The organism is Falsigemmobacter intermedius (assembly GCF_004054105.1).
Classification (GTDB): domain Bacteria; phylum Pseudomonadota; class Alphaproteobacteria; order Rhodobacterales; family Rhodobacteraceae; genus Wagnerdoeblera; species Wagnerdoeblera intermedia.
The window spans coordinates 102306-115564 of sequence record NZ_SBLC01000012.1 but is presented as its reverse complement, the minus strand read 5'-3'; the positions used below and the strand labels follow the sequence as shown (position 1 = coordinate 115564).

Annotated in this window: 9 protein-coding genes, 2 tRNA genes and 1 pseudogene; 6 read left to right on the top strand and 6 right to left on the bottom strand. The window is 63.4% G+C overall.

Annotated features, from left to right (window positions below):
- Positions 1–386: 386 nt before the first annotated feature.
- The 4 genes and pseudogenes from EP867_RS10475 to EP867_RS10460 all read right to left on the bottom strand — a co-directional run bounded on the left by EP867_RS10475 (position 387) and on the right by EP867_RS10460 (position 4603).
- Positions 387–1278 (bottom strand): annotated as a pseudogene (locus EP867_RS10475) (IS5 family transposase).
- Positions 1279–1556: 278 nt separating this feature from the next.
- Positions 1557–1632: transfer RNA gene (locus EP867_RS10470), tRNA-Ile, on the bottom strand.
- 99 nt (positions 1633–1731) lie between these two features.
- Positions 1732–3447 carry a peptidoglycan -binding protein gene (locus tag EP867_RS10465; protein WP_128488906.1) on the bottom strand — a complete coding sequence of 572 codons (1716 nt, stop codon included), beginning with the start codon at positions 3445–3447 and terminating at the stop codon, positions 1732–1734.
- A gap of 1 nt (position 3448) precedes the next feature.
- On the bottom strand, positions 3449–4603 hold the full coding sequence (locus tag EP867_RS10460; protein WP_128488903.1) for a biopolymer transporter ExbB: 1155 nt from the start codon (positions 4601–4603) through the stop codon (positions 3449–3451).
- Between the two features lie 160 nt (positions 4604–4763).
- On the opposite strand from EP867_RS10460, the gene eda reads away from it, so the two are divergent.
- Positions 4764–5405 carry a bifunctional 4-hydroxy-2-oxoglutarate aldolase/2-dehydro-3-deoxy-phosphogluconate aldolase gene (gene eda, locus EP867_RS10455; RefSeq protein ID WP_128488901.1) on the top strand — a complete coding sequence of 214 codons (642 nt, stop codon included), beginning with the start codon at positions 4764–4766 and terminating at the stop codon, positions 5403–5405.
- A 234-nt stretch (positions 5406–5639) separates the two neighbouring features.
- The gene (locus EP867_RS10450; protein ID WP_128488899.1) at positions 5640–7544 is read left to right on the top strand and encodes a propionyl-CoA synthetase; all 1905 of its coding nucleotides are present in this window, start codon (positions 5640–5642) and stop codon (positions 7542–7544) included.
- A gap of 312 nt (positions 7545–7856) precedes the next feature.
- Here the strand turns inward: EP867_RS10450 and EP867_RS10445 are convergent.
- A tRNA-Leu gene (locus EP867_RS10445) sits at positions 7857–7940 on the bottom strand.
- A gap of 200 nt (positions 7941–8140) precedes the next feature.
- On the opposite strand from EP867_RS10445, the gene EP867_RS10440 reads away from it, so the two are divergent.
- The gene (locus EP867_RS10440; protein WP_128488897.1) at positions 8141–8605 is read left to right on the top strand and encodes a disulfide bond formation protein B; all 465 of its coding nucleotides are present in this window, start codon (positions 8141–8143) and stop codon (positions 8603–8605) included.
- 74 nt (positions 8606–8679) lie between these two features.
- On the opposite strand, the gene EP867_RS10435 is transcribed toward EP867_RS10440, so the two are convergent.
- Entirely contained in the window at positions 8680–9546 is an 867-nt protein-coding gene (locus tag EP867_RS10435) for an NAD(P)-dependent oxidoreductase (RefSeq protein WP_128488895.1), read from the bottom strand.
- 66 nt (positions 9547–9612) lie between these two features.
- On the opposite strand from EP867_RS10435, the gene EP867_RS10430 reads away from it, so the two are divergent.
- From EP867_RS10430 to EP867_RS10425, 3 genes are all read left to right on the top strand, one after another.
- The gene (locus EP867_RS10430; protein ID WP_128488893.1) at positions 9613–12072 is read left to right on the top strand and encodes a penicillin acylase family protein; all 2460 of its coding nucleotides are present in this window, start codon (positions 9613–9615) and stop codon (positions 12070–12072) included.
- Between the two features lie 12 nt (positions 12073–12084).
- On the top strand, positions 12085–12243 hold the full coding sequence (locus EP867_RS19825) for a hypothetical protein (RefSeq protein WP_164888830.1): 159 nt from the start codon (positions 12085–12087) through the stop codon (positions 12241–12243).
- A gap of 283 nt (positions 12244–12526) precedes the next feature.
- Positions 12527–13126: a superoxide dismutase gene (locus EP867_RS10425; protein ID WP_128488891.1), complete on the top strand. Its 600-nt coding sequence runs from the start codon at positions 12527–12529 to the stop codon at positions 13124–13126.
- The last annotated feature ends 133 nt before the right edge of the window (positions 13127–13259 follow it).

The window sequence follows — 13259 nt, the reverse complement described above, 5'->3', positions numbered from 1 at the left end:
GCTGGCCAGTTCCTGGTCCTGTAGGTCGGGGATGTGGGTCTGCTCATGCACCCCAGCTACCATATTGGATTCACGAGATGAATCCCTCACGGGATTTGCGCAACAGAGCCAGCATATGAGAATCGACCCATTTCCATCAAGCGTCATGATGTGCCTCGCAGGTTGAGTGCTGGCGGATGTGCGTTGGACGCGTGGGTTGGTTGCGCCTGCGGCTGGCGGTATCTACCCAGCCGTTTCTGCTCAATTCATGCTGCCAATTTAAATGCCTCAGCAGGCGTGCGCATTGCAAGCGCCTGATGAGGTAGTCGGTTGTTGTAGAACCCGATCCAATCGGCGCTGTTGCATAATTCTGGATTTGCGCAAACTTCGCCTTATCATCTCTGGGTTTATTCAACGCGGGCTGTCGTCGGTGTGCCGAGTGCTGTGAGCCGGTTAAGAATGGCGGACAGGATCTGGTGCCTGTCGAATGCATTTGCCATGAGCATCTGGCGGAGATGTTTGATGCAGTTCATTTTTGCTTCCACCCGGCTGCGACGATGATACCCGCTACACTTGCGCCACAGCGCTCGTCCAAGACGTTTGGACGTTCGTAAGCCATCGTTACGCGCTTTGGCTCCGTCCGTTGTGGGCTTCCATAAGCGGGCACTTTTACGGGGCGGTATGATCGCGACGGCGCCTCTGGCGGCGATCGCATCGTGACAGGCTTATGTGTCATAAGCACCATCAGCCGTCACGCGAGCGATCTTCTCCCGAGACGCGATCTGATCGAGCAAATCGGGCAACTCCGGCGCATCACCGATGGCACTGGAGGTGACCTCGATGGCTCGGAGCTCCAATGTTTGCTAATCGATAGCGATGTGGATATTGCGCCAGATGCGGCGCTTGGCGCCAGCGTGCTTGCGGCGATGCCATTCTCCCTCTCGCTCCACCTTGATCCCCGTGCTGTCGATCAGCAGGTGCAGACCTTTTCTGGCGCATCACCTTGAGGCTATCCTGTAGGCGGCTGAGGGTGCTGAAGTCGGGCACGAATCACGACAGTCCTGACAGAGCCAAAAGGCTTTCCACAAATCACGCTGTTTGCCGCAATGGTAATCTTAAGAGCGCCTTCAGGGTCAGGCAGGCTTGGATGGCTGCGTCGCTATAAACCTGCTGTCGGCCACGCTTACCGAAGAGCTTTGCGACCCACTCCATATCCGCTTCAAACCAGACCGTCAGGGAGCCGCTGCGCTTGATTATAGGCTCGCCAGTTACTGATCTGCTAGCGGGAGGTGGGGCGATAGCTCATGCCAGAGGGCTATCATGAACAGGCAACACATAGAATCGCAGTCGATTTATGCAAAAGTGCCCGGGCCTCTAGAAACGCTGGTTCGGATACCACGCCCGATTTCGGATAGCGGCAAAGTCGTTCATTTATAAGAATGCAGAAACGCTCAGTGGAATTCTCAGGAAGTGATATCTTCATTTCTCACGAAGAAATCATTTGACAGGGGTTCGCATGCGAAACCCCGTTTTCTCGCACTCTTATGCTTCATCAGCAACAGGATAAAACCGGTGTTTGGTAGGCCCGGAGGGACTCGAACCCCCAACCAAGGCGTTATGAGCGCCCTGCTCTGACCATTGAGCTACAGGCCCGACCTTTGCGAGGAGTCGCAGATCACGGGGATGTGGTCAAGAGGCAGCGTTGACTTAAACCGCCCTGCATCTGTGAATAACGGCAAAGACTTAACATGCTCATCGCTCCGTCAGCTTAAGCTCGATCCGGCGGTTCTGCGCGCGGGCCTCCGGGCTGTCGCCCGGGGCCACGGGGCGGTATTCGCCGAAGCCTGTGGCGGCCATGCGCTCGGGCGGAAAACCGAGCGCGGTTTGCATGTAGCGCACGACCGAGAGCGCCCGGGCCTGGCTCAACTCCCAGTTATCCGCGAAGACACCTGTTCCCGACAGCGGCACATTGTCGGTATGGCCGTCCACCCGCAAAACCCAGTCAATCTGAGGCGGGATCTCTGCCGCGGCCTCGCGCAGCAGGCCTGCGACGCGGGTGATCTGGCTGCGCCCTTCCGGGGCCAGATCGGCGGAGCCGGGGTTGAAAAGCACCTCTGAAGAGAAGACGAACCGATCGCCGACGACCCGCACCCCTTCGCGGCCATCCAGCACCGAGCGCATCTGACCGAAGAACTCTGAGCGGAACCGCTCAAGATCCTGCTTTTCGGCCTCAAGACGCCGGCGCTCGGCCTCTTCCAGCTCCGCGCGGCGCTTTTGTTCTGAGGCGACCTGCGCGAGGGCAGTGTTCAGCTGCGTGCCGAGGGCGTCAAGCTGCAGACGGCTTTCCGCCCCCCCCGCCTCTGCCGCAGCCAGAAGCTCGGAGAGCGAGCCGATCTGCCCGCGCAGCGCGGCCACCTGTTCGTTCAGAAGCGCGACCTGACGGGCCTGTTCCAGCCCGCGTGCCTGCTCTTCGGTGAGCTTTTTTTCCGCCGTGGCCAGAAGGGCCGCGCGGCGGTCCGCCTCAGACTGGGCCTGGGCGCGGCTGGTTTCTGCTGCGAGGCGTGCAGCGATGGCGGCGGCAAGATCTTTGCGCAGGCTCTCGGTCTGAGGAGCGTTGCGCCTTGCGGCTTCCAGATCGGCGGCGCTGGCCTGCTGCGCGATCAAAGCGGCCGCCAGACGCTGGTCAAGATCCTTTGACGCAGCCTCAGCCGCCGCCAGAAGCGTCAGCGTTTCTTCTGCCTTTTTACGCTCGGCCTCAAGGGCCAGGGTCATCGCGGTCAGCTCGGTCTGAGCGCCTTCCAGCCGTTTGCGCAAAGCTTCGGCGGCCGCCGCATCGGTCAGGCGCGCCGCTTCCGCCGCCTCCAGCTCAACCCGGCGGCTCTCAGCCGCCTGCGTCGCTGTTGCCTCGCTGCGGCGCAGATCCTCAACCAGGGCCTCCAGCGCCTCGCGCCGCGCCGCATCAAGCCGCGCGGCTTCTGCGGCCGCATCCATCTCACTGCGCGCCGAGGCGAGGGCCGCATCCAGCGCCTCTTTCTCACTCAGCACCCTGCCCGCTTCTGCCTGCGTGCGGACCAGATCGGCGCGGATCCCGTCACGCTCAGCCATGAGCGCCAGAACCTGCTCCTCAAAATCCGCGATCCGGCCCCGGGCCTCAGAAAGATCGCCGGAGAGCGCAGCAATACGGGCGGCCCGCAGATCGAGCTCCGCCCGGGCACTCCCCAGCTCATCCCCAAGCCGGTTGGCTTTTTCAGTCTCAAGGCCCAGCGCATCGGCCAGCTGTGCGACCTGACCCGAAAGGCTGTCGAGTTCGCTGGTCTGGGAATTGATGGTGTCGCGCAGAACCGACTGCACGATCATAAAGACCGTCAGCAGAAAGATCAGAACGATCAGCAGCGAGCCCATGGCATCGACGAAGCCCGGCCAGATATTGGGCCCCTGGCGCGCGCCGTTGCGGCGAGACAGGCCCATCTTAATGCCCCGACGCGCGGGCGAACTGGCGGACCGCAGCCGTCAGCGCGGTCAGATCGGCGCGCAGATCGGCCACCGATTCCTGACGACCCGCGCTCATCTCTTCCAGAACCCGCAGCAGCTGCACATCGATGGAGCGCAGCCGCATCCGGGCCTCAGCATCCGCGCCAAGCCCGCCTTCGGTCTCCATGATCTCCAGCATCCGTGCCTGCGAGCGTGCGATCTGCTGCAATGCGGGATCGGAATTGCCAAGGGCGGCCATTTCCTTAAAGCCCTCAGCCATCGCCTGAAGCCCCTCTGCCATTGCCGCACGGTCCTGCGAGGCGCGCTGCTCCGTCTGCTCCATCCGCCGCACGATCTGATCGAGAAGCCCCACCAGAGCCGAGCTGTCACCATCGGTATCCGAGCCTGCCAGCCCGATCCGCGTGATCGACGAGAGCCATTCCTCCAGCTCACGGTAAAAGCGGTTCTGACCGTGGCTGACGAAAAGCTCCAGCAGACCGACCACCAGCGAGCCTGCAAGCCCCACCAGCGAGGAGGAGAAAGCAACGCCCATCCCGCCCAGCTGGCTTTCCAGCCCGCTCATCAGCTTCTGGAAGACCTGAACGGCGGTCTCTCCCTCTTTGGGGCTGAGCGCACGGATGGTTTCCACCACGCCGGGGATGGTGGTTGCCAGACCATAAAAGGTCCCGAGCAGCCCCAGAAAGATCAGCAGGTTCGTCAGATAGCGCGTGATGTCACGCACCTCATCAATCCGCGTCGCCAGACTGTCGAGGATCGAGCGCGTCGAGCCGGCCGAAAGCTCACTCTCGACCCCGCGGGAGCGCAGCAGTGCCGCAAGCGGAGCCAGCAGACGCGGGGCCGTGGTATACTGCGCCCCCCGTCCCTGACCATTGGCCAGAAAATCCTCAAGCCAGCGCACGGAATAAAACAGCTGCAGGATCTGCCAGAAGCAGGCAATCACCCCCAGCAGAAAGACGATCCCGATCACCCCGTTCAGCCAGGGACTGGTCAGGAAGACATCCCTCAGCGCGCCAAAGGCCAGCCAGGCGCCTGCCCCGAAAAGGCCGATGACAATCAGCATGGAGAGGATTTGCGAGACGGGCCGTGTGAACTGAACGGAGGTCTCGGTCGGGGGGGTAACTTTGGTCTTCAACGGTCGGGCCGCCCTTCGCCTTTCGATGTGACGCGCATCCTAGGCGCGGGGGCCTGCCCTGCCAATGGGATTTTCGTGTCACGGCTGTGACACGCCGGGCGTTGCACCTTTCGGCGCAGAGGTGTCTGATGGACGCCCGTGATTTATGGAGTGCCGCGCTATGACCCCTCAGGACAGCTCAGCCTATCTGATTACGCTGGCGGCCAGAGCCCCCGTCATCCCCGTGCTGGTGGTGGAGGATGAGACAAAGGCTGCACCTCTTGCCGAAGCCCTGGTCGCCGGCGGGCTGGCGCTGCTCGAGGTGACCCTGCGAACCTCCTCCGCGCTGGATGCGCTGGCCCGCATGACTGAGGTGCCGGGGGCGGTTGTGGGCGCCGGGACGGTCATTACCCCTGAAGATGCGCGTGCAGCCAAAGCCGCGGGTGCGCAGTTCGCCGTCTCTCCGGGGGCGACACCGGCGCTGATCGCCGCCTGCACCGGGATCGGCCTGCCGCTGTTGCCGGGGGCGGCCAGTGCCTCAGAGGTCATGGCGCTGCTGGCGGCGGGGTTCAGCTTTGCAAAATTCTTCCCCGCCGCGCAGATCGGCGGTGCGCCTGGGCTGAAATCCCTCGGCGGGCCGCTGCCGCAGATGCGCTTTTGCCCGACGGGCGGCATCACCCCGGAGAGCGCGCCGGGCTATCTGTCGCTAAAAAACGTGGCCTGCATCGGCGGCTCCTGGATCGCACCGCCGGATCTGCTGGCGAAGGAGGATTTTGCCGCGATCCGCCGTCTTGCCACCGCCGCCGCCGCGCTGCGCGGCTGAGACACGGGGCCGCCACCCGATAGCTCACCTTAACTCCCGGAAGGGGCGCAAACCCCTTCCCCGATGTCGCGCCCCCTGAGCCGCCCTCTGTCAGGCTGTGCAGTGACAGCGGTCTTCTTCTCCGCTTCCGCTGCAGACAGACGGGATTGTAATCCCGCCTCTTTGCGTCAAAGCTGCCGTGAGAGGGGCGGCCACGCGGGGGAGACGCGGGCCGCTTTGGGAGGAGAGACCGCGATGAGCTATCACGAGACCTATGCCGCCTGCGCCGCCGATCCCGATGGCTGGTGGATGCGCGAAGCCGGGGCGCTGGACTGGGTCAAAAAACCGACGAAGGCACTTTTTGACGACAATGCCCCGCTCTATGAGTGGTTCGCAGACGGTGAGCTGAACGCCTGCTGGAACGCCGTGGACCGCCATGTCCTGGGCGGCCGCGCGGATCAGACGGCCATCATCTGGGACAGCGCCGTCACAGGTCAGGTGCAGAAAATAACCTACCGCGACCTGCAGGAGCGGACCGCGCGTCTGGCCGGGGCCCTTCGGGCGCGGGGCGTCGCCAAAGGCGACCGGGTGCTGATCTATATGCCGATGATCCCTGAGACCATGGTGGCCATGCTGGCCTGCGCCCGGATCGGGGCGGTGCATTCGGTGGTCTTCGGCGGCTTTGCCGCGCCGGAACTGGCCACCCGCATTGAGGATGCCACGCCCAAAGCGATCCTCGCCGCCTCCTGCGGGATCGAGCCGGGGCGCATCGTTCGCTATAAGCCGCTTCTGGATGCCGCCCTTAAGCAGTCAAAGCACCAGCCGGATCTTTGTGTCATCTTCCAAAGACCCGAGGAGACCGCCCCCCTGACGGAGGGCCGCGACATGGACTGGCACGCCTTTCAGAAAGACGCCCCCCTCGCCGACTGCCTGCCCGTTGCGGGCAATCATCCCGCCTATATCCTTTACACCTCCGGCACCACCGGACAGCCCAAGGGCGTTGTGCGCCATACCGCAGGCCATCTGGTGGCGGTCAACTGGTCGATGAAGAACATCTACGGAATGAAGCCGGGCGAGGTGTTCTGGACCGCCTCAGATCTGGGCTGGGTCGTGGGGCACAGCTTTATCTGCTACGGCCCCCTGGTGCATGGCAATACGACCGTGCTCTTTGAAGGCAAGCCCGTCGGCACGCCGGATGCGGGGACCTATTGGCGTGTGGTGCAGGATCATAAGGTCGCGGCCCTCTTTACCGCGCCCACGGCTTTTCGGGCCATCCGCCGGGATGATCCAGACGGCGCTCTGATCGCGAAATATGACCTCTCCTCGCTGCGCACCCTTTTTCTGGCCGGAGAGCGCGCGGACCCCGATACGATTCACTGGGCGCAGGACAAGCTGCAGCGCCCGGTGGTCGATCACTGGTGGCAGACCGAGACCGGCTGGCCCATTGCGGCAAATCCGGTGGGTCTGGGCGCCCTTCCCGTCAAACCCGGCTCCCCCTCAGTTCCCATGCCGGGATATCAGATCGAGGTGCTCGATGACCAGGGGCGGCCGCTCCCCGCCAATGAACTGGGTGCCATCACCATCCGTCTGCCGCTGCCGCCCGGCACGCTGCCCACCCTCTGGCAGGCAGAGGCCCGCTTTCGCAAAAGCTATCTTGAGGCCTTCCCCGGCTATTACGAGACCGGAGACGCGGGCTATATGGATGAAGACGGCTATGTCTATATCATGGCGCGCACCGATGATGTGATCAATGTGGCGGGCCATCGCCTTTCCACCGGCGCGATGGAGGAGGTGCTGCTCAGCCACCCCGATGTTGCTGAATGCGCCGTGATCGGGGCAGCAGATGCGCTGAAAGGCCAGACCCCGATCGGGTTTTTGTGCCTCAACCGTGGCACCACCCGGCCGGAAGCGGAGATCATCGCCGATTGCGTGGCCCTGATGCGCGACAAAATCGGGCCGGTGGCAGATTTTCGCAAAGCCGTGGTGATTGAACGGCTGCCGAAAACGCGCTCAGGCAAGATCCTGCGCGCCACCATGCTGAAGATCGCCGATGGTGCTGCGGTAAAACCCCCGGCAACAATCGATGATCCCGCCATTCTGGATGAGATCCGCATGGCCCTTGGCCGGATCGGCTATCCGCTCGCCGGACCATCGGCTTAAGGCAGAACGGTCTCCTGCCCCCGGTGCGTTACCTGTGCGGGGGCGGGTACGACAAAGCGCAGCCTCTCATCGGTCGCGCTGCAGCCGTGATGAGAGGAAAGCATACTGCCGGAAGCCAGGGTTCAGGGTGATCTCACATCGGCACCCTGCCCCCTCTGACGCGCCACAACAGTGAGTAACCGGCAGCTACGGATCTGCGCCCGCCGGAAACCAACCACACTCCCTCATAAGACCGGGCGTGAAAATGACGTGATAAAACTCCGCCGCGCCAAAACGAAACGGCGCCCCCGAAGGAGCGCCGTTTTCGTCAGCTGGTACGGGTGGGGAGACTCGAACTCCCAAGCCTTGCGGCGGAGCATTTTGAATGCCCTGCGTCTACCATTCCGCCACACCCGCACGGGATTTGCATCCGGCTGATACACTTCTCTTACAAGGCCGCCCCCCCGGGGTTCAATCCCCTTTCATATTGCCGTGACAAGAAAATTGTGCCGCCGTCCCGACGGTTGCACGGCTCCGTGATCACCCGGCCGCCGCCCGCCCCTTGCCTTTTTCGCCGCAGCGGGGAAAGTCAGCGCGATCGCCTGAAAGGAACCGCCGTGACCCGGACGCCGCTTATTCTCATTGCCACCGCAGGATCGGCTGCGCTTTTGCTGGGCGCTCTGGCCTTTCAATATCTAGGCGGCCTCTTTCCCTGCCCGCTTTGCATCTGGCAGCGCTGGCCACATCTGGCGGCGGTGCTGATCGGCCTGCTGGCCCTGCGCATCCGCGAGCCGCTGCTGCCGCTGCTGGGGGCCCTTGCCGCCCTGAGCACCGCCGCGATCGGCGGCTTTCACACCGGGGTTGAGCTGGGCTGGTGGGAAGGGCTGCAAAGCTGTCAGGGCGCGGGGATTGCAAACCTGTCGATGTCGGATCTGCTGAACCCCTCGGCAGCGGCCCCCGATCCGGTGCGCTGTGACCAAGTGGCCTGGTCCTTCCTTGGCCTGTCGATGGCTGCCTGGAATATGATTGCAAGCCTTGGCCTCACAGCCCTCTGGCTTCTGGCCGCAAAGCGCAGCCGCTGAGCAGAACGGACCGCGAAAGACAAAGGGGGCCGGTGGCCCCCTTTTTTTAACACCGCGACAGATCGCAGAGGTGCTTACTTCGGCAGCCGCTTAATCAGCGAGGAGGTATCCCAGCGCCCGCCGCCCATCTGCTGCACATCTTTGTAATACTGATCGATCAGCGCGGTTCCGGGCAGGCTTGCGCCGATCTGATCGGCGGTTGCGAGACAGATACCCAGATCCTTCCGCATCCAGTCCACCGCGAAGCCGAAATCGAACTGATCCGCCAGCATGGTCTTGTGACGGTTCACCATCTGCCAGGAGCCTGCCGCGCCGCCTGCGATCACCTCGACCACGGCTTCGCCGTCAAGCCCGGCTTTCTGCGCGAAATGCAGCGCCTCGGAGAGACCCTGCACCAGGCCTGCGATGGCGATCTGATTGACCATCTTGGCCAGCTGCCCCGCGCCGCTGTCGCCAAGGCGTTTGCAGATCCTCGCATAGGCCGCGATCACCGGCTCAGCGCGGGCATAATCGGCCTCCTCGCCGCCGCACATGACCGACAGCACGCCGTTCTGCGCCCCGGCCTGCCCGCCCGAGACCGGCGCATCCACAAAGCCAAGGCCCAGCGCGCGGGCGGCGTCATTCAACTCGCGCGTGACCTGAGCCGAAACGGTGGTGTGATCGACAAAAACCGCCCCCGCCGTCATCCCGGCAAAAGCCCCCGCCTCTCCCAGGCAGACAGAGCGCAGATCGTCATCATTGCCCACACAGGCCATGACAAATTCCGCGCCCTCTGCCGCTTCACGGGCCGAAGCCGCCGCGCGGCCGCCATGTTCCGCGACCCAGGCCTGCGCCTTTGCTGCGGTCCGGTTCCAGACCGTCACCTCATGCCCTTTGGCCTGCAGATGCCCCGCCATAGGGTAGCCCATGACCCCAAGACCCAAGAATGCCACACGTGCCACAGCTTCCCCCTGTTCCGGCTTTCGTCTAGGGTCAGTGCTAACCTGACCTGACGCCTGAGCAAAGCCATGTCTGCTGCCTTCCGCTGGCTCCTTCGCATCTTTCTGACGCTTTGTGTGCTGACTGCCCTAACCATGGTCTTCCTCTGGACGGTGCTGAGCCGCTCTCTGCCGGACTACAGCGCTGAGATGCAGGTTGAGGGGATTTCCGCTGATCTGGAAATCGTGCGCAACAATGCCAATGTGCCGCATATTTTCGGGGCGACAGATGAGGATGTCTATTTCGGCCTCGGCTTTGCCCATGCGCAGGACCGGCTATGGCAGATGACGCTGCTGCGCCGGACCGTGCAGGGGCGGCTGTCCGAGATCTTCGGCGCACGCACGGCGCGGATTGATGAGCTGATGCGCAGGCTTGATCTTTATGATGCGGCCACGCGCTCGGTCGCGGCACAGGATCCTGAGGTGCTGGCAGCGCTTGAGGCCTATTCGCGCGGGGTGAACGCCTGGCTCGCGCAGGTCAATGAAGGCGCTCTGGGGCGCGGCGCGCCTGAGTTTTTCCTTTTTGATCCGGTGATCCCGGTCTGGCAGCCGGCAGACAGTGTGGCGATCCTGAAGCTCATGGGGGTTCAGCTCTCCTCGCATCTCGAAAATGAGGTGCTGCGCGCCCGGATGTCGATGCTGCTCTCGCCGGAGCGGCTGCGCGACATCCTGCCTGATGATGAGAAAGAGGCCATTGCCGCTCTGCCGCCCTATGCCGCGCTTTTTCCCGGGATGGGGCCGGATTATGCCGCCCTTCGCATCAGCGAAGATGCTCTCTCCCCCTTCCCGCGCCGCGCCTTTGCCGGGGCCTCGAACGCATGGGCGGCAGCGCCCCGGCGCGCGGCGGCGGGCGGATCGCTGCTGGCCAATGATCCGCATCTGGGCTTTACGGCCCCGACCGTCTGGTATCTGGCCCGGCTTGAGCTTTCAGGCGGCGGTGTGATCGGGGCGACCATCCCCGGCATGCCCCTCGTGCTGGCCGGGCGCAGCGAGGATTTCGGCTGGGCGCTGACCTCCTCCTATCTCGATGATCAGGATCTCTATATCGAGAAGCTGAACCCCGAGAACCCCGAGGAATATCTCACGCCGGATGGCTGGAAGCCCTTTGAGACGCGCCGCTCCATCGTTACCATCAAAGACAGCGCCCCGCTGACCCTTGCGCTGCGGCGCACCGAAAACGGCCCGGTGCTTCCGGGAACCCATTACGATCTGGCCTCGATCACCCCGCCGGGACATGTGGCCTCGCTCGCCTGGACGCTCTTTGACCGCGAAGACCGCTCTATGACCGCGGCGATGAAACTGATGCAGGCCGGGACCATCGCAGAGGGGATTGCGGCGACGCGCGATTTCACCGCGCCGTCGCAAAACGTCACCCTTTCCGACCGCGAGGGGGTGGCCATGATCACCATCGGCAAATTCCCCGCCCGCGATCCCGCGCATCAGACCAAAGGCCGTCTGCCCTCTCCGGGATGGATCGCGGAGAACCGCTGGCAGGGTGTCCTGCCCTGGAAGACCAACCCCCGCTTTGAAGAACCCGAGACCGGGATCATCGGCAATACCAACAACAAGATGATCGACCGCCCCTTCCCGCAGCATGTGAGCTACGACTGGGGCGATACCGAACGCATCCGCCGCTGGCAGCGCCTGATGCAGGTCCGCGATGTCCATACCCGCGAAAGCTTCATCGAAGCGCAGCTTGATACCGTCAGCCCTGTGGCGCGCAACCTGCTGCCGCTGATCGGCGCGGAGCTGTGGTTCACCGGCGAACCCGCCCCCGAGGGCACGCCTGAGCGCAGACGCCAGCAGGCGCTGGCGCTGCTGGCCGAATGGAACGGCGAGATGAGCGAGCATCTGCCCGAGCCGCTCATCGCCTCGATGTGGCTGCGGGTTCTGCAGGAAAAGCTGATCCAGGACGAACTGGGCCCCATGGCCGCAGAGTTCACCCATATCGAGCCGGTCTTCATCGAACGGGTCTTCCGCAACACCCAAGGGGCGGGGGTCTGGTGTGACATCATCCAGTCCTCTCCTGTGGAAAGCTGCGCTGAGATTTCCCGCATCGCGCTGGATGAGGCGATTTTGCGCCTGACCGAGCGCTACGGCGCCACGGTCGAAAGCTGGCGCTGGGGGGATGCCCATATGGCGACCCATGATCACCCAACGCTGGGTCAGGTTCCGGTCTTGAAGTTCCTCACCAATATCCGTCAGTCCACCTCAGGCGACGATTTTACGCTGATGCGCGGCCGCAGCGCCGGAAACGGCGTGAACCCCTTCCGCAATGTCCATGGCGCGGGCTACCGCGGGGTCTATGACTTCGCCGATCCCGACAGCTCGGTCTTTATCACCTCGACCGGGCAGTCAGGCCATCCGCTCAGCCGCTTTTACGACAACCTCGGCGAATTGTGGCGGCGGGGGGAATATATTCCGATGTCGCTTGATGCGGATCTGGCCCGGGCGGCGGCGGTGGGCATCACCCGCCTGAGCCCGCGTTAAGGGGGGACTGCGGTGCATCCCCTTCTTCTCATTGCGCTGGTGCTTGTGGCGGCGGGCCTGACGGTCTTTGGCCTTGGATATCTGCCCCCCTCTTTGCAGGCCACAGCGGCTGTCGTCCTGGTGGTCCTTGCCCTTGTGGTCCGCCTTGCGGGCCGCCGCTCCGGGCGCTGAGGGCGCGATCCGGTCGATACAACTGCCAGCACGTCTGATAGCGCATTTGCAGCACGATCACCGGCGGGACTTCGCCGCCGGACGCCCCGCCCCCGGCCTCTCGGGGAACCGGGGCCGGGGCTTCAGGTTTTCTCTTCAGCCCCCCGTGCACATAGCCCCGTCAGTCCGCTAAAATGCTGGAAAATCCATGACCTGCGAAGGGCGCTGACCGCATCACGCCCTTGACGTCCTGGCGCGAAAAGCCCTTATTCGTCGCAGTCATTCAAACCGGAGAGGAACCGTCATGGCCTTCACCCTGCCCGAGCTGCCCTATGCCCACGACGCGCTTGAAGCGCTTGGCATGTCGAAAGAGACCCTCGAGTTCCACCACGACATCCACCACAAAGCCTATGTCGACAACGGCAACAAGCTGATCGCCGGCACCGAGTGGGAAAACAAATCCCTCGAAGAGATCGTCGTCGGCACCTACCAGCCGGGCGCAGTTGCGCAAAACGGCATCTTCAACAATGCCTCGCAGCACTGGAACCACAACCTGTTCTGGGAAGTCATGGGCCCGACCGGCAAAGAGATCCCGGCGAAGCTTGAAGAAGCTCTGGTCGCGGCTTTCGGCTCGGTTGAGAAGTTCAAAGAAGACTTCGCCGCTGCAGGTGCAGGCCAGTTCGGTTCGGGCTGGGTCTGGCTGGTGAAAGACAAAGACGGTTCGCTGAAGATCACCAAATCGGAAAACGGCGTGAACCCGCTGTGCTTCGGCCAGACCGCGCTGCTCGGCTGCGACGTCTGGGAGCATTCCTACTACATCGACTTCCGCAACAAGCGTCCGGCCTATCTGTCGAACTTCCTCGACAAACTGGTCAACTGGGATGCCGTTGCCGCAAAACTCTGATCCCGGTCAGATTTTGGAAAAGGCCCGCCTTTGGCGGGTCTTTTTTATGGCGGCCCTTCGGCACCGGGTCTGTCTCCTCCCGCAGCGCCGGGTGCCACAGGGCCTACCGGCCGCCGACCTGCAACGCTTTACC

Bases quoted from the DNA above. Each gene is read 5' to 3' on its own strand.
- EP867_RS10465 (WP_128488906.1), bottom strand. From the start codon at position 3,447: ATGGGCCTGTCTCGCCGCAACGGCGCGCGCCAGGGGCCCAATATCTGG.
- eda (WP_128488901.1), top strand. From the start codon at position 4,764: ATGACCCCTCAGGACAGCTCAGCCTATCTGATTACGCTGGCGGCCAGA.
- EP867_RS10450 (WP_128488899.1), top strand. From the start codon at position 5,640: ATGAGCTATCACGAGACCTATGCCGCCTGCGCCGCCGATCCCGATGGC.
- EP867_RS10430 (WP_128488893.1), top strand. From the start codon at position 9,613: ATGTCTGCTGCCTTCCGCTGGCTCCTTCGCATCTTTCTGACGCTTTGT.
- EP867_RS10425 (WP_128488891.1), top strand. From the start codon at position 12,527: ATGGCCTTCACCCTGCCCGAGCTGCCCTATGCCCACGACGCGCTTGAA.